The organism is Pseudomonas sp. B21-048, from assembly GCF_024748615.1.
GTDB lineage: Bacteria > Pseudomonadota > Gammaproteobacteria > Pseudomonadales > Pseudomonadaceae > Aquipseudomonas.
Genome location: NZ_CP087168.1, coordinates 3,138,108 through 3,160,627 on the forward strand (window position 1 = coordinate 3,138,108; position 22,520 = coordinate 3,160,627).

The following is a 22,520-nucleotide window of genomic DNA, read 5'->3' on the forward strand; positions in this document are numbered from 1 at the left end:
ACAACCAAGGTGTCGCCGTGAACGATGTCAAAGTGCAAGTCATAGTCAAATCGCCGCCTTCTGAAATATGGAAGATCTGGAGCAATTTTTCAGAAGCGCCGTTATGGGATACCGACGTCCGCCATTGTGAACTCAATGGCCCGTTTGAACCGGGAACCCGAGGCAAATGCGTCCTCAAAAATGGCCTGAACATGCCGCTGAAACTGGAAACGGTGAGCGTGCATGAAAGCTATCGGAACACGGCAAGACTGCTTTGGATCGACCTCGAGTTTGATCACCAGATGCGCAGACTGTCGCCGAATGAAACCCAGGTCATCCATAGCGCGAAGATCGCTGGCCCCTTGAGTTTTTTATACCGCGGGCCACTGCGCAAAATGCTGACCGCGGCAATGACCACCGCACTTCACAATCTGTGCCGGCTGGCTGAACAACGAGCAAATGCCGTCGGTACACCAAGGCTCGAAAAACCTGCAACGCATTTGCACCGAGTATGAAATATCCCGGGAGGGAGCGTGTTGAACGCTCGCTCCCGACACGCTTCGCTTACTTATCGATAACGGCACACTTCGGACCGAGCATGAACTTACTAAAAAACACTCAGCATTTCGTGATGGGCGTCATTGGCGTGGGCTTTATCGCCCCAGCGTCCAGTTCCGCCGACACGCTCGGCCCCTACATCAGCGTGATGGGCGGCCTGAACTGGGTGGCTGCGCAGGACCTTAACCAGAACAACCTCGATTTTGTCGAGATGGAGTTCAACCAACCGTTACATTCCGGCTTCGCCACCGGATTGGCATTCGGCTGGCGATTTCCTGTCGGGTTCAGACCTGAAGTGGAACTCAGCTACCGCAAAAACACCCTGACCCAGTTCAATAACCGGGTCTATGAAGGCGGTGGGAGCATCGACGGCAAAGGCGAAGAGGAAGCCACCAGCCTGATGGCCAACCTTTGGTATGACGTCTTGAACCTGCCAGCCCCCTTCAGTCGGTTCACCCCCTATATTGGCGGCGGCCTGGGCTACACCACCCTGACGGTCAGTGGCCTGGAAGCTGGCGGCGTCCAGTTCGGCGACACTCATCGCGACACCGTCTCGGCCTATCAACTCGGAGCCGGGGTAGGTTTCGAGCTCACCGAGCAATGGTCGATGTCCCTGGATTACCGATACCTCAAGACGCGCGAAGCGCACTTCGGTGACATTCAAGGTCTGCCCCAAGGCGATGTGCGCACTGACTACAGCGCCCAATCATTGATGCTCGGCCTGCATTATTGGTTTTAAGCGCACGAACAGATCGGCGTCTTGCACTGGCAAGGCGTCGCTGCCAAGCCAGTGAAACCGAGACAGGGCAGTACCAAAAAAGACAGTAGCCACTGCGCAATGCACAGGCTCAAGGGGTAAGCGTTCTTCTCTCGATAGGGACTGACAAAACAATGCTTGTACGGGTTTCACCGTACACGTTGATCTTCGCAATGACATTCTCGATATCGGCCATTGACTTGGCATAGATCCTGATCAGGTAGGAGTCGTTGCCCGTGATGTGTAGACACTCAACGACTTCAGGTATGTCGTTGAGCGTCGCTATCAATTTGGATTTCGCCGGCTTGAGGGTGGTGATGCCGACGACAGCCGATATGCCGAACCCTAACTTGGTTGGATCTAACTGGGCGCTATAGCCCTTGATGACCCCAGCGTCTTCGAGCTTTCGCAGCCGATCCGTGGTGGCGGGAATAGAAAGACCCGCGTGTCTGGACAGCTCTGTGATGGAAATGCGACCACAGTCCTGCACCTTACCCAGGATTTTTATGTCTATACGATCCATGTACGTTTCTCAAACTTACAGGTGAATAAAGGGATAAAGATTTTAAACCCTGAAAACATTGTCGTGTGTATGAGGTTTCAGGAAGCGGCCATCTTGACACTGTTAGCCATTTTTGAAAGGGGGGATGACTAACGCTCAGGAACCTGTGGCGAGTACAACGCCAGTGGCAACTTGATAGGCGCCCAGGAGGGTGATGGTTGACCCGGAAAAATAGTTGATCAGCCTAAGTTTTGATTGGGAGATTCGGGTCTTGAATAGGGAAGAGAATCCACTCAACCCCAGCCACCAGACAGCCGAGCCCAGAAATATACCGGTCACCATAGGCAGCACTGAGTGCTGACTGCTTTGATCATTGATCATGCCGTCGCTCATGGCGGCGAATATCGCGATAAACGACAAGATGGTCATTGGGTTTGAGAGTGTCAAAAACAGCGTGGTCGAGTAGGCTTTGAACAGGTTGGCTCGTTCACCCGCCAGGGCTGTTGTGCTCCCTTTTGATCTTATTGTTTGATACCCGATGTACGCGAGGAACACTCCCCCGAAAATACACAGCCATGGCTTGAAGCTAATGAGTGTCGCGATGATGGCGGTGATCCCCAGTGCACCGATAAATCCATAGATCGAATCAGCGGTAGCCGCGCCCAATCCTGTCGCGAAACCTGCTCTCCATCCCAGCGTAAGGCTCCTCTGCATGCACAACAGTCCAATGGGCCCTACAGGGGCTGCAATACAAAGTCCAATGACCATTGATTTAACAAATATCCACATAGCCCCACCTCCGTAATTGATACTGGAAGGTTAGGGGAAGTGCACTTTTTTATGAATTAATTATTAATCTTCACACACGCTTTTCCGATAATTTTGTATGAAATATTCTGATTCCCCCTTCATTATTAAGGCACAGCAGCGTCCTGACCCTCGAACTCGATATGTTGGAGAAGGCCCGAGTGCCGCCAAGCGTGTAGAGGGCTGATCTGACAGTCACCCGTTTTTACGGGTGACTGTCAGATCCAGATGCCCGATCAACGCACCGCATTACCCAATGCGAGCTGAAACTTCTCTGCCAGCAGATCAATCTCGGCAGCCTGAATCGTCAACGGTGGCAAGAACCGCACGACGGCACCGTGGCGCCCGCCCAGTTCAATAATGACGCCCTCTCGCAAGCATTGCTGTTGAATGGCCTTTGCCATTACACCGTCGGCCGGTGCCACGCGTGCGCCTTCATTTATCGTCGAGACGATTTCGACGCCCACCATCAAGCCACGTCCACGAACCTGGCCGATGCACGGATAGTCGCGTTGTATCTGCCGAAGTTGAGTCATCAAGCGCTCGCCCATGGCCTCGGCGTGGGACGCCAGGCCTTGTTCCTGGATAAAGCGCAATGTTGCCGTGCCCGCGGCCATGGCCATCTGGTTGCCGCGAAAAGTACCGGCATGAGCCCCCGGCTTCCAGAGGTCCAAGGCTTCACGGTAGACCATGACCGACAGCGGAAGACCACCGCCGATGGCTTTGGAGAGGACCAGGATGTCGGGTTCGATCCCGGCATGTTCAAACGCGAACATGCGTCCGGTACGGCCTAATCCGGTCTGGACTTCATCGACGATCAATGCGACGCCATGCTGCTGGGTCAGCTTGCGCAACCCCTGAAGCCAGCGGGCCGGTGCTGGAATCACGCCGCCTTCCCCTTGTACGACTTCCACCACCACCGCGGCGGGTGGAAGGACTCCGGATTCGGGGTCCGTCAACAATTGCTCGATGTAACTCAGCCCCGCATCGATACCCGCCTCGCCGCCAATATTGAATGGGCAGCGATAGTCATAGGGATAGGGCAACACCTGCACGTCGGCCATCAGCGAACCAGGCAATTGCTTGGGCCCCAGATTGCCCATCAGGCTCAATGCGCCTTGAGTCATACCGTGATAACCACCGGAGAAGCAGAAAATGCCTTTGCGACCCGTCGCGATTTTCGCGAGCTTGAGGGCCGCTTCAATCCCGTCAGCCCCCGTCGGCCCGCAGAATTGAATGCGTGCTTGCGCAGCGAACGCCGGTGGCAATGCCGCGAACAGGGCCTCGACAAATGCATCCTTCACGGGGGTGGTCAGGTCAAGTGTGTGCAGTGGCAAGCCCGAATCGAGCGTCGCTCGCATCGCGTCAATGGTCACCGGATGGTTGTGACCGAGTGCCAGTGTCCCGGCCCCGGCCAGACAATCCATGAACACCTGGCCGCGCGTGTCGAGCACATAAAGTCCATGGGCTTCTTTAAGGGCCAACGGAATACGTCTTGGATAAGAGCGGGCATTGGATTCGCGCATGGCCTGGCGTTCAAGCAAGTCGTCTGGCCTGAACTCACGCGCTGGCTGCTGGCGGAAATGTTCGAGGGTAAAAATCGAGCCGGACTCCGTCCAGCGATGAAGACTTTCCATACGAATGTCCTTATATAGGCGAGCGTTCAGCGCTGTGGGGTGGCTTGCAGGGCCACACGCAAACTGAGCGGGCGCATGTCCGTCCATTGCTCCTCGATCCAGGCCAGGCATTGCGCCTTGTTGCCCTGCTGGCCGGCCGCACGCCAGCCCTCGGGTAGCGCCTTGTAATCCGGCCAGATCGAATACTGCTCCTCGTGATTGACCACCACGATAAAACCGCTTTCAGCATTGTCCCAACTCATTTCCCAGTTCCTTGTACGAGCGTTATCCAATGAAGCCTGACGACTGCGAGAGCGGATGATTCTGGCAGCCAACAACCAATAATGCGAATGTTAATAAATATTATTAACATCTGTCACTCGTATCGGATAGTATTTCTCGCCTCAAGAAAACGCACTACAAAGTGGCGTTTTGACACATGACTGAATAGAAGGAGCAAGCGCATGGGACGGGAAGTCGAGCACGCAACAGGGTTATCCGTGCGCCCACTTCTGGTGCACAACACGTTGCCACTGCTGGTGGAACCGCTCGAGCGCAGGCGCCCGTGCCTGAGCGAGCTTCACGCGTTGGTCGAGGATCAATTGCACGAGGCCGGCGCCCTGCTTCTGCGCGGGTTCGATGTTCTCGGAGAGCAAGCGTTTCAATCGCTGGTTCGCGGTTTTGGCCATGAGTTACTCAATTACGAATTTGGCTCGACACCCCGCAAAGCGATCGAGCAAGGTGTCTACACCTCTACCGAATACCCCGCCCATCAAACTATCCCCCTGCACAACGAGCAGTCCTACACCCTGCAATGGCCTTTGAAGATCTGGTTCCATTGCGTCCAGCCCAGTGTCGAGGGTGGCGAAACGCCTATCGCCGACAGTCGTCGCATCTTCCAGCAGCTCAACCCTGCGTTGCGCCGGCGCTTCAGTGATAAACGCCTGATGTACGTGCGCAATTATGGCAATGGCCTGGATTTGTCCTGGCAACAGGCCTTCAACACTGTGGCCCCTGCGGTGGCCGAGGCCTACTGCCGGGCCAATCGCATTGCGTTCGAATGGAAAGACGATGGCGAACTGCGCACCCGCCAGATATGCCAGGCCGTTGCCCGTCATCCGAAAACCCAGGCGTGGGTCTGGTTCAACCAGGCGCACCTGTTCCACGTTTCCAATCTTGCGCCGGCGATTCGTGAAAGCCTCATGGCGGTCGTCGATGATGATCCGCTCGATCTGCCCCGCAATGTCTATTACGGCGACGGTACGGAGCTGGAAGAAAGTGCACTGGAGGAAATTCGTGGGGTGCTGGCCGAAAACAGCGTTTATTTCCCTTGGGAAAAAGGCGACGTCCTGATGCTCGACAACATGCTGGTCGCCCATGGGCGTGCCAGCTTCAAAGGGCCTCGACAAGTGATCGTCGCCATGGCCGAACCTGCCCAGGAGCAAAACTGACATGACGTCCACCCCCTTACACCTGGCCAGCCCCGGCCAGCAGGCTCTATGGCAGTTTCACCAACTCAACCCGGCCAGTCATGCCTATAACATGGTTGCCGCTCGCGAGCTGCGGGCGGACCTGGACGCCGCCACACTGTGCGCGGCCTTCACACGCGTCGTCGAACACTGCGAAACGCTGCATTGCGGCTATCGGGAAGTGGATGGGCAACTGTGGATGTTGCGCCCCGAACAGATCCAGGTCAGTGCAACCTGGGAGTGCCTCGACGACCTCGACGCGGCAGGGGTCAAGGCGTGGATCGAGCATCATGCCGACCAGCCGTTCGACCTCGCATCGGCAAACATCTGTCGCTTGCGGCTGCTGCGCAATCAAGGTCGTCTGTATTTATGCATGGCGGCGCACCACATCAGCGGCGACTTCCTGAGCGTTGAATGGATGCTCAAGCTGACCTTCGCCGCCTACCATGCCCAAGTCACCGGCGAACCGCTGGTCTTGCCAGAGCCAGGCCTGTACTTCGAATGGTTGAACGATCACCGTGAGCTACTGGAAGACAGCAAGCTCGCCTCGCTCGCCAGTTACTGGCAGGCGCAACTCGGTGGGGCGCCCGCAGCCCTGGAATTGACACCGGACCGCCCTCGCCCGCGCACCCCCGACTACGAAGGCGACGAATTCGAATTACTGCTCAGTGAGTCCCAGAGCAGCCATCTGCGCACCATGGCCGACACCCATCATGTCAGCCTGTTTGTGTTACTGGCCGGGCTGTTTCAGGTGTTCATGCATCGCTGCAGCGACCAGGACGACTTCCTGATCGGCACGCCGACCATGGACCGGCACAAAGCCAAATACAAAAACCTGATGGGCTTTACGCTCAACAGCCTGCCGCTGCGCGCTCGTTTCGAGCACAACCCGACCCTGGCCGATTGTCTGCGCGACATCGCGCAACAAATGCGTGAAGGCTTGCGTCATCGCCGTTATCCAGCGGTGCGCATGCAGGAAGACGTCGGTAACGGCCCATTGTTTCGCTGCATGCTGACCTACATGCCCAGCCGCCGCGACGAGCAATTCGGCGAGTACAGCGTGCAAGAGCATCTGTTCACCCAACGTGGCGCGGCCAACGACCTCAACCTGCGCTGGCAGGACGACGGCGCCCAATTGCTCGCGCAATGGCGCTATCGCACCGACCTGTTCGATGCGCAGCGTATCGCCCGTCTGGCCGAAGATTTCGTCTGGTTTGCCGGCAAGGCTCAGCAGATGCCCGAGGCGCGGGTCAGCGACCTGCCGGCCTGTCCGCCCTCAGCGGCATCGCGCTGTCTGGGGTTGAACAACCAGCCTGCCTTTGCAACCGCTGTCGAAGCATTCGAACACCAGGTACGCACGCACCGCGATCGAACTGCCCTGAGCGACGCCAACGGTTCGCTCACTTACGCCGAGCTGGACCAGGCGGCCGAAGCATTGGCACAACAGCTGCGTAGCGCCGGAACAGGCACAGGCCAGATTGTCGCCCTGGCCCTGCCCCGGGGCCGCATGCTGATGACGGCCATGCTGGCCAGCTGGAAACTGGGCGCGGCTTATCTGTGCCTGGACCCGGCATTGCCTGAATCCCGACGTCAGCAGTTGCTCGATAACAGCGCTGCCAGCGTACTGATCGGCCCCGATCAAACCGTGCGCTGCCTGGCCCAAGGCACAGGCGTCGCTCCCATGAATGCCGCGCCTGCCCACCCTCAACAACTGGCCTACCTGATTTACACCTCAGGCTCCACAGGCACGCCAAAAGCCGTGCGCGTGACCCAGGGCAACCTGATTCACTACGTCGACGGGGTGATGCAGAGTCTGGCACTGAGCGAAAACGCCAGCCTGACAGCCTTGGCCAGCGTGGCCGCGGACCTGGGTTACACCGCCTGGTTTGGCGCGCTGTTGACCGGACGAACCCTGCGCCTGATCGATGAACAACTGGCCGCTGACCCCGAAGAGCTGGCGCAAAGCCTGGCCGCCGCGCCAGTCGATTGCCTGAAGATCGTACCGTCGCACCTCAACGCCCTGCTCGCGGTCGCCGACCCACAGCGTCTGCTCCCGCGCCAATGCCTGGTGCTGGGCGGCGAAGGCCTGGACCTGACGCTGGTAAAGCGCCTGCAAGCGTTGTCGCCGGGCTGCCGGATCGTTAACCATTACGGCCCCACAGAAACCACCGTCGGCTGCCTGACTCAAGCAGTGAACGAGTCTGACGATACTTTTTCAGGTTTTGCACCGATTGGCGCGCCACTGGCCAATGTCAACGTTCACGTGCTCGATCGCTACCTGGACCCGATGCCACTGGGCAGCGCCGGCGAGCTCTATATCGGTGGCCCGGGCGTTGCCGATGGTTACCTGGGGCAACCCGGTCTCACCGCTGAGCGGTTCATCCCCAACCCGTTCAGTGGCGTGGGTCAGCGCCTTTATCGCACCGGTGACCGTGCACGACTGCTGCCTTCAGGCGTCGTAGAGTTCCTTGGACGTATTGATGATCAAGTGAAGATCCGTGGCTTTCGCGTTGAGCCAGGGGAAATCGAAGCGTGCCTCAGGGCCTGTGATGGCGTGCGCGAGGCGGTCGTGGTGGCCCGGACATTGGGCGACAACGATGCCGCAAAACTGATCGCTTACCTGGTGCCGGACACCGGGCTGGATCGCGAACAGTTGCGCCGGCAACTGGCGGCGCAACTGCCTGAGCCGATGTTACCGAGCCTGTATGTCGAACTGACCGAACTGCCGCGCCTGGCAAACGGTAAAGTCGATCGACACAACCTGCCCGCCCCGGAACAGAGTCAGCGACAAAACACGCTGGACATCGCCCCCCGCGATCCGGTCGAAGCGTTGTTGATGGAACTGTGGTGCGCCCTGCTCGGCAAGTCCTCGCTGTCGATCCACGATGATTTCTTCGCCTTGGGCGGCGACTCGATCCTGGCCCTGCAATTGATCGCCGGCGCGCGCAAGGCACAACTCAAGTTCACACCCAAGCACTTCTTCGCTCACCCCACCATTGCGCAACTGGCTGCCACACTGGATTCGCCCCTCAAGCATTTGGAAGCGCAATTAACCGCCCTGTGGCGTGATGTCCTGCAACGTACTGATCTGGGCCGCGAGGACGATTTTTTCGCCTTGGGAGGGGACTCAATCATCGCCCTGCAATTGATTGCAAAGGCACGCAAGCAAGGCCTGCGATTCAGTCCAAAAGAGCTTTTCGCCCACCCGCGCATCGAAGCGCTGGCCAGCCTGATCAATTGCCGCGCACCGGCGGTGGCCGCTCCGGTGCCTCAAGCGCCGGCGAATCCACCGGCGGTTTTCTCCCTTAGCCCTATCGAACGCGAGGCGCTCAACGCCCTGGCCGGTACCGGACTGGAGGATGCCTATCCGCTTTCGCCGCTGCAAAAAGGGCTGTTGTTTCACAGTCTGCTGGAGGGCGGCAATGGCGTTTATGTCAACCAGCTGCACGCCGAATTGCAAGGCCCGCTGGAGCCTGCGCGCTACCTGGCCGCGTGGCGCGATACCTTTTCCGCGCATCCATTGATGCGTACCGGGATCCTCTGGCAGGGCCTGGAGGAACCCCTGCAAGGGGTCTATCGCGACCTGCACTTGCCGGTACAACAACTGGACTGGAGCACACTCGATGAGACCCAACGCCAGCAAGCCATGGCCGATTACTGCCAGGCTGACCGCGCGCTGGGTTTCGATCCGCAGCGTCCACCCTTGCAACGCATCGCACTGATCCACCTCGACGAGCAGCGTACATGGCTGGTGTGGAGCCGCCATCACCTGATCGCCGATGGCTGGAGTTCGGTGATGTTGATGGAAGAGATACTCGCCCGCTACAACGGCATCGCGGTCGACACCCGGCCACCCTACCGCGACTATATCGACTGGCTCGCCGCGCAACCGGACGCCCAGAGCCAGGCTTACTGGCAGCAGCGCCTGGCAAGCTTCGAAGGCGCAGGGTCCCTGCCCGTCCTGAGCCCTGCGGAAAGCGCGGCAACAGCGGTTTACTGCACCCGCAGCCTGCAACTCAGCGAAGCGCAAACCACCGCGTTGAACACCCTCGGGAAAAACACCCGGGTCACCCTCAATACGCTGATACAAGCGGCCTGGGGTTTGCTGCTGGCGCGCTACAACAACCAGCCTGACGTCATGTTCGGTGTCACCAGCAGCGGGCGGCCGGGTGATCTGCCAGATGCCGGGCAGATGCTCGGCGTATTCATCAACACGCTGCCGCTGCGTCTGCAGGTTGACTCCGGGTTGACCCTGGGCGACTACCTGCATCAGGTCCAGGCAATCAGCGTCGCCATGCGCGAACATGAGCAAACGCCGCTGGCCGAAATCCTTCGGCAGCACCCACGAGGCGCCGGACTGTTCGACACGCTGCTGGTGTTCCAGAATCTGCCGGCCCTGGGTGAGCGGCAACTGCAATCCGGTGAATTGACGCTCAAGGTCATGGATAACCTTGAGCAGACCAGTTACGGCCTCACGGTCGAGGCCCTGCCCGGACGCCGCCTGGAGGTGCTTTTCAGCGCCGACGCCCGACGTCTGCCGGTCGAATCGCTGCAAGCGCTGATCGATCATCTGCACCGGCTCCTGCTCGCCATGGACACCGCGCCCGGCACCCGTCTCGAGCAGTTGTCGATCATGACCGCCGACGAACGCGCGCGCCTGCTTGACTGGGGAACCCATCGGGCCGGCTACAGCCTCGAAGACAGTTGGGAGCAACGGGTGGCCGCCCAAGTCGCCGCCCACCCTCAACGATGGGTCGCACGGTGTGCCGAGCAGTCCCTGACGTATGCCCAACTCTGGCAACGCTCGGACGTCATGGCCCGTGGTCTCCAGGCATTGGGCGCGCAACCCGATCAGCCGATCGCCTTGCTCGTCGACCGGGGCATCGACTGGTTGTGCCTGATGGTCGCGACCTTGCGCGCAGGCTGTGCCTGGCTGGCGCTGGAGCCCTCTCAACCCCCGGCGCGCTGGCAACAGGTGCTGGCGCGGCTCGAACAGCCGATGGTGATCTGCGCGCCCGAGTACGCAGAGCGCCTGGCTTCGGTCTATCAGGGCAAGCACGCCTTGCCGCACGATCTGGTGGAAATGAGTGCGCTCGGACGTCTGCCGCAACAACCGGCACGTCAGGATCAACTGGCCTACGTGCTGTTCACCTCAGGCTCCACCGGTCAGCCCAAAGGCGTGATGGTCACTCGCGCCGGCATGCTCAACAACATGCTGGCCAAGCTGGAACCGCTGGGTCTGAACCAGAACGATGTGATCGCTCAGACCGCACCGGCCTGTTTTGATATTTCTGTCTGGCAAGCCCTCACCGCACCGCTGTTCGGCGCTTGCGTGGAGATCATCGGCGACAGTGTCGTACGCGATCCCCAGGCACTGCTTCAGGTCCTGCGCACGCGCCACGTCAGCCTGTTTGAGCCGGTACCGGCGTTGTTGCAGGCGATGCTGGAAAGCCAGGCCGACCAGCCGGTGTCATTGCCGGAGCTGCGCTGGGTGCTGCCCACCGGTGAAGCCCTGCCGGTGGCAACCACCCAGCAATGGTTCAGTCATTACCCGCACATTCCGTTGATGAACGCCTATGGTCCAGCCGAGTGTTCGGATGACGTGGCCTTCCAGCCATTGCGCAACGCGCCCGATCAAGGCACCAGCGTGGCGATCGGCCGGCCCACCGCCAATGCCGAACTGTACGTTCTGGGCCACGACCTTCAACCGCTGCCCAACGGCGTGGTCGGCGAATTGGCCATCGGCGGCATCGGCGTCAGTCGCGGCTATCTGGCAGACCCGTCGCGCACCGCCGCCAGCTTCATTCCCAACCCGTTCGGCGAGGCAGGCAGTCGTCTTTACCTGAGCGGCGATCTGGCGCGCTGGGGTGACGACGGCGTGTTGCAGTATTTCGGACGTAAGGATTTCCAGCTCAAGCTGCGAGGCTTCCGCATCGAACCGGGAGAAATCGAAGCGCATCTGGAGCGTCATCCCGACATCTTGCGCGCCATGGTCAGCCTGCAACGACTGGACAGCAGCGAGATGCTGGTGGGCCATTGGCAGGGTCGTCACGGGCACGCACTCACTGATGCCGCGCTGGCGCAGTTCGTGCGTGATGGTTTGCCTGCTTACATGGTGCCCTCACTATGGGTGCAGATGGACAGCTGGCCACAGAACGCCAATGGCAAAATCGATCGCAAGGCCCTGCCGGCACCCACCCTGGACAGCGTCGAGGTCGATCCCCCGAGCAGCGCCAACGAACACGTGCTGGCCGAGCTATGGGCGGCGCTGCTGCCGGCCCAGAGACTGGGGCGCAACAGTCATTTCTTTGAAGCCGGTGGGCACTCACTCCTGGCCACCCGCCTGATCGCCCGCATTCGCCAACGCTGCGGCCTGGAGCTGGCGCTGCGCAGTGTTTTCGATGCGCCGCTGCTGTGGCAACAGGCGCAGTGCCTGGACGCTCTGGCGGCACAACCGGTCAACGCCGCCACCAGCGCGCCAGTGTTGCACCCCGTCGAGCGCCAGGTGCACATGCCGCTGTCCCTGAGCCAACATCGTCTGTGGATGATCGATCGCCTGCACGGGCCATCCGCGGCCTACAACATGGCCGCCACCCTCAGCCTGCAAGGTGCGTTGGACATGAGCGTCCTGCGCGCTACTTTCAATGCCCTGCTCGAACGTCATGAGGTCCTGCGCACCGCCTATTCGGACATCGACGGCGAACCGGTGTCGCTGATCGTGCCGCACCTTGAACTGGACGTGCCGCTGCGCGATGTGTCGCACCTCGATGCCGGGCAGCGCCAGGCCGTGGCCGATCAGGAAAGCCTGAACAACCTGCGACGTCCCTTCGATCTGGCACAGGCGCCCTTGATCCGGGCGCGGGTACTCAAGCTCGACGCGCATCAGCACCTGTTGTTCCTGGGCTTGCATCATATGGTCGCTGACGGCTGGTCGGTCGGCGTACTGATCAATGAACTCAGTCATGTGTATACCGCGCTCCATGCCGACAAAGACCCGCAACTGGCTCCCTTGCCGGTGCAATACGCAGACTATGCGCACTGGCAGCGTGAATGCCTGCAAGGTCCAAGCCTCGATCACGAAGTGACTTTCTGGCAGGAACAGCTGCGCGGTGCGCCACCCGTACTCGCGCTACCGACCGATTGGCCGCGCCCGGCCCTGGCCGATGCACGGGGCGCCGCCAAAGCCCTGGAAATACCCGCGCCACTGCTGGCACGCCTCGAGGCACTGGCCCTGGCTGAAGGAGTCACCCTGTACATGGTGCTGCTCAGCACCTTCGAATTGCTGCTGCATCACTTGATTGGCAACGATGAGCTGTTACTGGGCACGGATGTCGCCGGTCGCGACGACGCCAGCCTTGAAGGTTTGATCGGCTTCTTCGTCAACGTCCTGCCGCTGCGCTCGCGTCGAATGAGCAACGAGCGCTTCAGCGATTTCCTGGGCCGTACTCGCGACACCTGTCTGCAGGCCTTTGAGCATCAGGCGTTGCCCTTCGATCGCATTGTCGAAGCCTTGCAAGTACCCCGCGATCGCAGCCGCAACCCCTTGGTGCAAGCCCTGTTCGTCCTGCAGAACACGCCCCAGGCTGACTTTGCCATTCCCGGTCTGCAAGTGCGCCAGCAGCCCCCGGCGGAACGCACCAGCAAGTTCGACATGGCGCTGTTCCTCGAGCGCCAGGGCGATGTCATGCGCGGCGACTGGGTCTACGCCCGCGCACTGTTCAAGGGCGAGCGTATCGAGGCCTTGATCCGTGCCTGGCTGAACCTGCTGCAACAAGTCGTCGAGCAGCCCCACGCTGCCCTCTCTCATTTCACCGTCACATTGCCCTCCGTGGAGTCATCCGCCTTGGCTAATTCGCCCTCGCCATCGAGCAAACTCGACAAGTTAAAAAAGATGCCGGCCCGCGCCACCGCGCCCAAGCCGCTGATCCGCACCGCCGCGCTGCTGCCGGGACGGGAATTTCCCTTGATGATCGAACCCTGTGTGCCGGACCTGGATCCAGTGGGATGGGCACAAAGCTCCCGGGACCTGATCGATACCTTGCTGTGCCAGCACGCCGGCCTGCTGTTTCGCGGCTTTGCCCTGGACGACGCCAAGGCCTTCGAAGCCTTCGCCGAGGCCATCCACCCCGGCCTGTTCGGGGGTTATGGCGACCTGCCGAAGAAGGAAGGCGGACGCAATATCTACCGTTCCACGCCTTATCCCGAGCGGGAGATGATCCTGTTCCACAACGAGAGCTCGCACCTGCCCCGCTCTCCACGCAAACAATGGTTCTTCTGTGAACAACCTTCGCCTGTCGGCGGTGCGACGCCCATCGTTGACTGCCGCGAACTGTACCGTCGCTTGCCGACAGCCCTGGCCGCAAGGTTCGAAAGCAAAGGGTTGCTTTATGTGCGTACGTTCACCGAGCGACTGGATGTCAACTGGCGGGAGTTCTTCAAGACCGAAGATCGCGACGAAGTCGAGGCCCAGTGCCGGGCCAGCGGCACCGAGTTCAGCTGGCTGGCCAATGACGAGCTGCAAACCCGCACCCGTTGCCCGGCGGTGATCCACCACCCGCTGAGTGGCGAGCGCAGCTTCTTCAATCAGATTCAACTGCACCACACCTTTTGCCTGGACCCTCAGGTACGCGAAGACCTGCTGCGAATGGTCGGTCAGGAACGTATGCCACGCCAGGTGTATTTCGGTGATGGCAGCCCCATCGACCCCGAAACCATGGCGCTGATAGGTCGACTCTACGAAGAATGCGCGGTGCGTTTCGACTGGCAACAGGGCGATGTGATCATGCTCGATAACTTGCTGGCCGCTCACGCCCGTGACCCCTTTGAGGGCCCGCGAAAAATTGTCGTCGCCATGGGGGATCTGCATGAGCCGGCTCACCTGGCCAATTACAACAACGCAATGGAACTGCAGGATTGAGCCCTACCATGAGCAATAACCCGGAAACGAACCACGACCAGCCCCTCAGCGCGGAGCAGTCCGTCGCCTTGCAAAGCAGCCGCCCGTCCGTGCATCTGGGCATGACCCTTGAAGGCCCGCTGCACCCGGGGCAACTGCATGAAGCGTTGCTGCAAGTGATCGAACGCCATACCAGCCTGCGCACGGCGCTGCGTCCTTCGAACCTGTATCGAAGCCTGCGCCAGCACGTCGTGGCACCAGCGCTGCAATGGCATGTGCTGGGGCCCGGTTTGTCCGACGCCGAGCAGCAACAGCAAAGCGCTGCGCTGCATGAAGCGCCGTTCTCCGTTGAAAGCGGTTGTCTGGTTCGCGGCATCTTGCGTCAACTGGCACCGGCCCAATGGCGCCTCGACCTGCTGGTCGCTGCCTGCGCCAGCGACCGGCTCAGCCTGCAAAACCTGTTCAGTGAATTGGCCGAGTTCTATGCTCGCCCCGCTACCGTGCTGGAAGAAGCGTTCCAGTACTCGCAGTACGTGGAATGGCGCAACGACCTCGATGCCGATGACGAAGCCCTGAACGGTCGCGCCTACTGGGCCGCGCTGGAACTTGCGGACACGCCGCCGATGCACCTGGGATCGCATCACAAGCCGATGGGGCCGCGTAGCCTCCCGCCGGTGAGTCAACGCCTGCCCGTCGAATTGCATCACGCGCTGCAGCAACTCGCCGATCAATGCCAGCAACCGCTGGGGGCAGTGCTGCAAGCGGCGTGGTGGTTACTGTTGGCCCGTATTGGCGGGCACTCGGTGTTCTGCGCCGGCTGGCAACAGGATTGCCGTGTCGACTACGACACCCTGGCCAACGGAATTGGCGTCTATGAAAAGATCCTGCCACTGGTGCTCAAACCCGATCTGAACGGCACGTTCGACCAGTGGCTGCAAAGCCTGGCCAGTCAACTCAACGAACACACTCAACAACAGGAATACTGGAACGTCGCCGACCCGGCCCATACCCGTCATCGCAACGTCGGTTTCAACCTGGCAAGCCACTGCCAAAACATCGACAACGCAGGCCTGCGCTGGCAGGTCGATACATTGCCGGGTGTCGACTCGTGCTTCGAGTTGGCGTTGCAAGTCGTACTGGATGAGCACGGTCCGGGGCTGACGGTCAGCGTCCAGGCGCCCGGCGCGCACTATGGCGACGAAGACCTGCAATGCTTGCTGGAGCAATATGGCTGCCTGCTGCGCGCGTTGCCCGAAGGGCTGAACACCCGCGCCATGCGCGAGTTGCCGCTGAGCAACGCCGAGCATCGGGCCCGCCAATTCCAGCTGTGCGGCCCCAGCCGAGACTTCGGCTCCCGGGCGCTGCCTCAGCGGCTGTTCCACTGGGCGCACAACACGCCGGATGCACCGGCATTACAGACCGACAGCCAAACCTTGAGTTATCGACAACTGCACGAACAGGTCGAGCAGTTGGCCGGTGCCTTGTGCGCGCGAGGTATTGGCCGTGAGTCGACAGTGGCCTTGCTGCTGCCACGCTCGGCGGACTTGCTGCTGGGTCTGTTCGCCGTGCTGCGAGCCGGCGCTGCCTACATCCCTCTGGACCCGACGTGGCCGGCCGCTCGCCTGGAGAAAATCCTTGGCGATGCGCAGCCGCAACTGCTCATCGGCTCTGCTCAGGGCGTGAGCATCTGCGAGCTGCAAGACTCGGCGGTTGTCGCTGTGCCTTCGACAGATGACATCTCGCTCAACGACGCGGCTTATCTGCTCTATACCTCTGGCACCAGCGGTGAACCCAAGGGCGTGATCATCGAACACGGTCATTTGCTCAACTACACCGCAGCGATCAGCGAAGCGCTGAACCTGGCCCATTGCAAACGCTTCGCGCTGATTTCCTCGGTGGCTGCGGACCTGGGCAATACCACGCTGTACGGCGCGCTCTGGAACGGTGCCTGCATGGTGCTGGCCAGTGACGAAGCCAGCCGCGATGCCAGCGCATTCGCGCGTTATATTCGCGATCAGCGTATCGACTGCCTGAAAATCGTACCGTCACACTTGGCGGCACTGCTCGAAGACCAGGCCAGCGTCTTGCCGGATGTCGTGATACTGGGTGGCGAACCTTGCCCGGGCGCATTGCGCCAACGCATCCAGCAAGTGGCCCCCAATAGCCGGGTACACAATCACTACGGCCCGACCGAAACCACGGTCGGCGTGCTATTCAGCCTCAGCCAGGCGTTCGAGAGCGCGGCACCGCTGGCCCTGGAACAGGCATTGGCAAACACCCGCGCCTATGTCCTCGAGCAGACCCCGGCAGGTCTGCAACCCGCGCCGTTGGGCGCCTTGGGTGAGGTGTACCTGGGCGGCGCGCAAGTCAGCCGTGGTTATCTGAACCGAGCGGCGGATGCGTTTATCGATGATCCATTCAAGCCGGGCCAACGCCTGTATCGCACGGGAGACCTGGCACGGCTTTCGCCCAACGGGCGCTTGCACCTGGCGGGCCGCCGCGACCAGCAGATCAAGATTCGCGGCTTTCGTGTCGAGCCCGGTGAATTGGAGGCGGCACTCCTGAAGCTGGCCGGCGTCAGTCAGGCGGTGGTGCATTTCACGGGCGGCAAGTTGCTGGCCTACGCCGTCAGCAGCCGTGAAAGCACTGACTTGCTCGCCGAGTTGCGCACGTCGTTGCCCGACTACCTGACCCCTTCGCACGTGCTGCGCGTGCAAGCGTTGCCGCGCCTGGCCAACGGCAAGGTTGATTACGCAGCACTGCCCACACCCGACAGCCTGGCTGAACGCCGCGTCGAGCTCGCGCCAAGGGATGCACTCGAAGCCCTGCTGGCCGATCTTTACCAGGAACTGCTGGAGCGCGACAGCCTGAGCATCACCGACAGCCTGTTCGATCTGGGCGGCCATTCCTTGATGGTCATCAAGCTCTGCACGCGCCTGCGCAACCTGTTGCAACTGGAAGTGCCGCCGGGGCTGGTGTTCGACAACCCGAGCATCGCGACCTTGGCGCAGGCGTTGCGCGCCCAGGAAAGCCAGCCGGGGCGACTGCTGAAAATCGCCGAGCTGCGCCGCACCCTGGCCGCGATGTCGCCCGAGGAACGCGCCGCCTTGCAGGCACGCGCCAAGTCCGCCAGCCCTTCTGTCTGATGACCCCAGGACGCAATCACGCTATGGAAATCAACCCGCATCAACTGGCTGAGCGCATCGCCAGGCTCACACCCCACAAACGCGCAGCCTTTGCCGCGGCACTGGCGGCACAAGGCATACCACTCAATCGCTTGCCGATTGTCCCGTCTGCTGACGAAGGGCCGCGCCCGCTGTCCTGGGCCCAGCAGCGCCTGTGGTTTCTCCACCGTCTCGACCCCGACAGCAGCGCCTACAACATGCCGGCCGCATTGCGCTTGCGTGGCGCGCTCAACATCGGCGCCTTGCAACACAGCGTCGATCAACTGGTGGCACGGCATGGGATTTTGCGCAGCACGTTTCACGAAGCCGAGGGCAAGGCGCATCAGATCACTCACGAGCAGCTGCCGTTGGCGCTGGCGCTGATCGATCTTTCAGATGAGCCCGGCAGCGATCGCGAATCACGCCTGCAACATCTGATCGACAGCGAAACCAACCGCTCCTTCGACCTGCAACAGGCGTCACTGCGCTGCCTGCTGGTAAAACTCGGCGACGACGAGCATGTGCTGATCCTGACCGCACACCATATCGTCGCGGACGGCTGGTCCCTGGGGATCCTGGTCAAGGAACTGAGCGCGTCCTACAGCGCCGCCCTGCAAGGCATCGAGGCGCAACTAGCCGCGTTGCCGGTCCAATATGCCGATTACGCGCTGTGGCAACAGACCTGCCTGAGTGACAGCGCACTGGCACCGGAGCTGAACTATTGGCGCGAACACCTGGCGGGGGAACAACCCTTGCTGGAACTGCCGACCGACCGTCCTCGCCAGAAGCATTCAAGCGGTCGTGGCGCCCGCCATTACCTCACCGTCGACCCGACATTGACCGAAGGTTTGCGACAGCTTGCGAAAGCGCGCGGCACCACATTGTTCACGGTGCTGTTGAGCGCCTTCAACGTTCTGCTGTATCGCCTTAGCGGCCAGACCGACCTGCGTGTCGGCGTGCCCGTGGCCAACCGCACGCGCGTGGAAACCGAAGGTTTGATCGGCTGCTTCATCAACACCCTGGTCATGCGCTGCGAACTCAACGGCCGGCGCACCTTCAATGAGGTGATGGACGACGTCAACAACGTGCGACGCAGTGCCTTGGAACATCAGCAACTGCCCTTCGAGCGACTGGTCCAGGCACTCGAACCTGAACGCCATCTTTCCCACTCGCCGTTGTTTCAGGTGATGTTCAACCTGCTCGACGATCACGCGCCGCGTCGACTGCAACTGCCAGGGCTTGAGATCGAGGAAATCGAGCGCCAGCAGATGACCGCGCAACTGGACCTGGTGCTCAACGTGTCGGAGCGCAGCGACCGACTTGAGGTGTGCTTCACCTACAATGGCGATCTGTTCGAACATGACAGCATCGTCAACCATGGTCGGGCTTACAGCGCCATTTTGCAGGGCCTGGTACAGGCTCCCGACAGCATGATCGGTCATCTGCCGATACGCGACGCCGAAGCCGAGCAGCATCTGTTGGCGCAGTGCCAGGCTTCACTGGCGCTTTCGCCGCAGCCCGAGCTGGTCCATCTGCGACTGGCGGCGCAAGCGGCGAAAACCCCGGACAGCCTGGCGCTGATCCACGATGACCAGACCTGGACCTACGCCGAACTGCAACGCCGGGCTGACCGTATTGCCCAACATCTGCTGGCGCTCGACCTGCCACCGGAAGCGCGCATCGGACTGTGCCTGCCCCGGGGGCTGGACATCATCGCGGCGGTGTTCGGCACATTGAAAGCAGGGCTTGCCTTTGTGCCGCTGGACCCACAATTTCCAGCCGAACGCCTGGCTCACATGATCGACGATGCCGACATTCGCCTGGTGTTGGTCGACGCGTCCACAGCGCCGGTCGTGAAGCCCTATCAACGGCCATGCCTGGACATCTGCGCACTCCCGCCAATGCCTGGACTTCAACCCGTCATGGCGGGCCGGACCGTGCATCGCGAACAACTGGCCTATGTCATCTACACCTCCGGCTCCACGGGCAAACCCAAAGGTGTCGCGGTCACTCACCGTTCACTGGCCGGTTATACCGAAGTCGCTCGTGCCTATTACGGCGTTGGCCCCGAAGATCGGGTGCTGCAGTTCTCCACGTTCAACTTTGATGGTTTCGTCGATCAGCTGTTTCCTCCACTGGTGTGCGGCGCCAGCCTGGTCGTACGCGGCCCCGAGTTATGGGACAGCCGCGAATTCCTCGCCCGACTGTATCGCCATGGCATCACCGTGGCAGCCTGCCTGACCACCGCCTATTGGTACCAACTGGCCCAGGACTTCGCCCTGGACCCGGCCAACGCCTACGGTACCCTGCGTCTGGTCAGCGTCGGTGGCGAAGCCATGCCTCCCGAAGGGCTCAACGCCTGGCGCAAGGCCGGGCTGAGTCATGTCCGGCTGCTGAACATCTACGGCCCCACGGAGATCACCGTGGTGTCGAGTATTCAGGACTGCACCGAGCTGCTGGCCAGTGAACACTTGCCACTGCAAATGCCGATCGGCGAACCCTTGCACGGCCGTGCCTATTACCTGCTCGACCGCGATGACAACCTCGCGCCTGTCGGTGTGCCCGGGGAGCTGTGCATTGGCGGCTCATTACTGTCCCGGGGTTATCACGACGTTCCGGGGTTGACCGCCGAACGCTTCTGCCCCGACCCGTTCGGCCCGCCGGGCAGCCGCCTGTACCGCACCGGTGATCGGGTGCGGCGCTTGCCCAACGGCACCTACGAATACCTCGGCCGGATCGACCAGCAGGTCAAGCTGCGGGGCTTTCGGATCGAATTGGGCGAGATCGAATCACGCTTGCAGAGTCATCCAGCGATACGCCAGGCCTTGGTGATCGTGCGTGAGGACCGGCCTGGCGATCGTCGCCTGGTCGCCTATGTGGTTTACCAGGCAGAACCCTTGGCATTCACCACCTTGCGCGAACACATTGCCGAACATTTGCCTGACTACATGGTGCCATCCGCCTTCGTCTCCCTTGAGCAGATACCGCTGACCCCGGGCGGCAAGCTCAACAGAGCAGCGCTACCGGCCCCCGATTATTCGCTGCAAGCCACACCGGTGCGCGGGCCCGAGACCCCGCAGGAGCAGCAGTTGCTGATGCTCTGGCAAGAAGTACTCGGGCTGGAATCCATAGACCTGCACGACAACTTTTTCGCCCTGGGTGGGCACTCATTGCTGGCCGCTCAATTGGTCACGCGAATTCGCCTGGCGCTGAACATCGAACTGCCCCTGCGGGCGTTTTTCGAAGCACCGACCATCGCGCAATTGGCGCTTGCGCTGTCCAAAGCCGAGGCCAGCAGCGAGCAACCGATAGAGCCCGCACCTATCCCGTCTCATGGCCGGCGGTTGCTGTCCCACGCACAACAAGGGATGTGGCTGGTGCAGGCCATGCAACCCGAGAGCGCGGCGTATCACATCCCCAGCGCGGCGCGCTTGCGCGGTCACCTGGAGATCGATGCGTTGCATCAGGCATTCCGAGGGCTGGTGCAGCGCCATGAAGCGTTGCGCAGCAGCTTCCACGAACGGGACGCGGAACTCTTCGTACAGGTGCAGGCCGATATCGATCTGCCGATGCCATTGCATGACCTCAGCGCCCTGCCTGTCGAAGCATCCGAAAACGCCGCCCGACTATTGTTGATTGACCTGGCGACACGCCCGATCGATCTGCGCCAGGCGCCGTTGCTGCGCTTGCATGTGATCAAGCTGCGGGACAATGAGCACCTGCTGTTGCTGGTGCTGCACCATATCGTTTCCGATGGTTGGTCCATGGGCCTGTTGGTGAGCGAACTGACTCACCTCTATCGCACCGCCCTGAGCGGCGAAAGTCCAACCCTGGCGCCTTTGCCCATCCAGTATTGCGACTACGCGGCCTGGCAGCAGCGATACCTGGATGAGCCGATGCTGGAACGTCAGCTGGGCTACTGGAAGCAGGCGCTTGGCGAACCTCAGCCGCCGCTGGACCTGCTCAGCGACAGACCGCGCCCGGCGGCCATGAGCGGACAAGGCGCACGCTGTTCGTTCCAGATCGGCGAGCACACCGCCCAAGCCCTGAAACAGCTTTGCCTGAGCAACGGGGCGACCTTGTTCATGGGCTTGCTGGGGGCTTTGCAGGTGTGCCTGTATGCCCAAAGCGGTCGCCAGCATCCGGTGATCGGCACCGACGTGGCCAACCGCAACCGCGCGGAGACCGAAGGGCTTATCGGCTTTTTCATTAATCAATTGGCCCTGCGCGGTGACCTGACCGGCAACCCGACGTTCAGTGGGTTGATCCAGCGCCTGCGCCCCCAGGTACTGGACGCTTTCAAACATCAGGAGTTGCCTTTCAACAAGCTGGTTGAAGCGCTCAACCCGCCGCGCAGCCTCGCCTACAACCCGTTGTTCCAGGTCAAGCTGGTGCTGCAAAACCAACCGGCAAGCGTGTTGCAAATGCCGGGGCTGGAAGTGCTGCCCGAGCGCATCGAGCACGGTCAGTCACAACTGGACCTGCACCTCACCGTGGAAGAAGACCGGGGCGCCCTGGCCTGCACCCTCAAATACAGCACCGACTTGTTCGACACGATCACGGCCGAGGCTTTCGCCAAGGCCTTCAGTACGCTGCTGGAGCACGTTGTCACCGACCCAGAGCGATTGATCGACGACCTCGCCCAGGACCTGAAACGGCAAACCCATGAACAACGCATGAAGCATCTGAGCGCACGCAACGAGCAGAGCCTGGCCCGGTTGGGCAGCGCACGTCGGCGTACTCGATTCACCACTGACTCTATGGAGGGATAA

Annotated in this window: 10 protein-coding genes; 6 read left to right on the forward strand and 4 right to left on the reverse strand. The window is 61.0% G+C overall.

Annotated elements, in window-relative coordinates:
- The first annotated feature begins 17 nt into the window (after nt 1-17).
- Together LOY56_RS14720 and LOY56_RS14725 are read left to right on the forward strand one after the other, a co-directional pair.
- On the forward strand, nt 18-494 hold the full coding sequence (locus LOY56_RS14720) for an SRPBCC family protein (protein ID WP_258615060.1): 477 nt from the start codon (nt 18-20) through the stop codon (nt 492-494).
- A gap of 83 nt (nt 495-577) precedes the next feature.
- Nucleotides 578-1,276, forward strand: coding sequence for an outer membrane protein (locus tag LOY56_RS14725; RefSeq protein ID WP_258615061.1), 699 nt, complete (start codon nt 578-580; stop codon nt 1,274-1,276).
- A gap of 109 nt (nt 1,277-1,385) precedes the next feature.
- On the opposite strand, the gene LOY56_RS14730 is transcribed toward LOY56_RS14725, so the two are convergent.
- The 4 genes from LOY56_RS14730 to LOY56_RS14745 form a co-directional block, all read right to left on the reverse strand.
- Entirely contained in the window at nt 1,386-1,817 is a 432-nt protein-coding gene (locus LOY56_RS14730) for an Lrp/AsnC family transcriptional regulator (protein WP_258615062.1), read from the reverse strand.
- A gap of 135 nt (nt 1,818-1,952) precedes the next feature.
- Nucleotides 1,953-2,585 (reverse strand): LysE family translocator, encoded by a 633-nt coding sequence (locus tag LOY56_RS14735; protein ID WP_258615063.1) that lies wholly within the window; start codon nt 2,583-2,585, stop codon nt 1,953-1,955.
- A gap of 254 nt (nt 2,586-2,839) precedes the next feature.
- Nucleotides 2,840-4,240 carry a diaminobutyrate--2-oxoglutarate transaminase gene (locus tag LOY56_RS14740; protein ID WP_258615064.1) on the reverse strand — a complete coding sequence of 467 codons (1,401 nt, stop codon included), beginning with the start codon at nt 4,238-4,240 and terminating at the stop codon, nt 2,840-2,842.
- Between the two features lie 26 nt (nt 4,241-4,266).
- Complete coding sequence (locus LOY56_RS14745) at nt 4,267-4,482, reverse strand: MbtH family NRPS accessory protein (protein WP_258615067.1); 216 nt, start codon at nt 4,480-4,482, stop codon at nt 4,267-4,269.
- Nucleotides 4,483-4,683: 201 nt separating this feature from the next.
- On the opposite strand from LOY56_RS14745, the gene LOY56_RS14750 reads away from it, so the two are divergent.
- From LOY56_RS14750 to LOY56_RS14765, 4 genes are read left to right on the forward strand one after another with little or no spacing between them, the layout of a single operon-like run.
- On the forward strand, nt 4,684-5,670 hold the full coding sequence (locus LOY56_RS14750; RefSeq protein WP_258615070.1) for a TauD/TfdA family dioxygenase: 987 nt from the start codon (nt 4,684-4,686) through the stop codon (nt 5,668-5,670).
- 1 nt (nt 5,671) lies between these two features.
- Nucleotides 5,672-14,605: a non-ribosomal peptide synthetase gene (locus LOY56_RS14755; protein WP_258615072.1), complete on the forward strand. Its 8,934-nt coding sequence runs from the start codon at nt 5,672-5,674 to the stop codon at nt 14,603-14,605.
- 8 nt (nt 14,606-14,613) lie between these two features.
- Nucleotides 14,614-17,730, forward strand: a complete 3,117-nt coding sequence (locus LOY56_RS14760) for an amino acid adenylation domain-containing protein (protein ID WP_258615073.1) — start codon at nt 14,614-14,616, stop codon at nt 17,728-17,730.
- A gap of 23 nt (nt 17,731-17,753) precedes the next feature.
- Nucleotides 17,754-22,520, forward strand: coding sequence for a non-ribosomal peptide synthetase (locus tag LOY56_RS14765; RefSeq protein WP_258615076.1), 4,767 nt, complete (start codon nt 17,754-17,756; stop codon nt 22,518-22,520).

Coding starts and splice junctions, on each gene's coding strand:
- LOY56_RS14725 (WP_258615061.1), top strand. CDS start 578: ATGAACTTACTAAAAAACACTCAGCATTTCGTGATGGGCGTCATTGGC.
- LOY56_RS14730 (WP_258615062.1), bottom strand. CDS start 1,817: ATGGATCGTATAGACATAAAAATCCTGGGTAAGGTGCAGGACTGTGGT.
- LOY56_RS14735 (WP_258615063.1), bottom strand. CDS start 2,585: ATGTGGATATTTGTTAAATCAATGGTCATTGGACTTTGTATTGCAGCC.
- LOY56_RS14740 (WP_258615064.1), bottom strand. CDS start 4,240: ATGGAAAGTCTTCATCGCTGGACGGAGTCCGGCTCGATTTTTACCCTC.
- LOY56_RS14745 (WP_258615067.1), bottom strand. CDS start 4,482: ATGAGTTGGGACAATGCTGAAAGCGGTTTTATCGTGGTGGTCAATCAC.
- LOY56_RS14750 (WP_258615070.1), top strand. CDS start 4,684: ATGGGACGGGAAGTCGAGCACGCAACAGGGTTATCCGTGCGCCCACTT.
- LOY56_RS14755 (WP_258615072.1), top strand. CDS start 5,672: ATGACGTCCACCCCCTTACACCTGGCCAGCCCCGGCCAGCAGGCTCTA.
- LOY56_RS14760 (WP_258615073.1), top strand. CDS start 14,614: ATGAGCAATAACCCGGAAACGAACCACGACCAGCCCCTCAGCGCGGAG.
- LOY56_RS14765 (WP_258615076.1), top strand. CDS start 17,754: ATGGAAATCAACCCGCATCAACTGGCTGAGCGCATCGCCAGGCTCACA.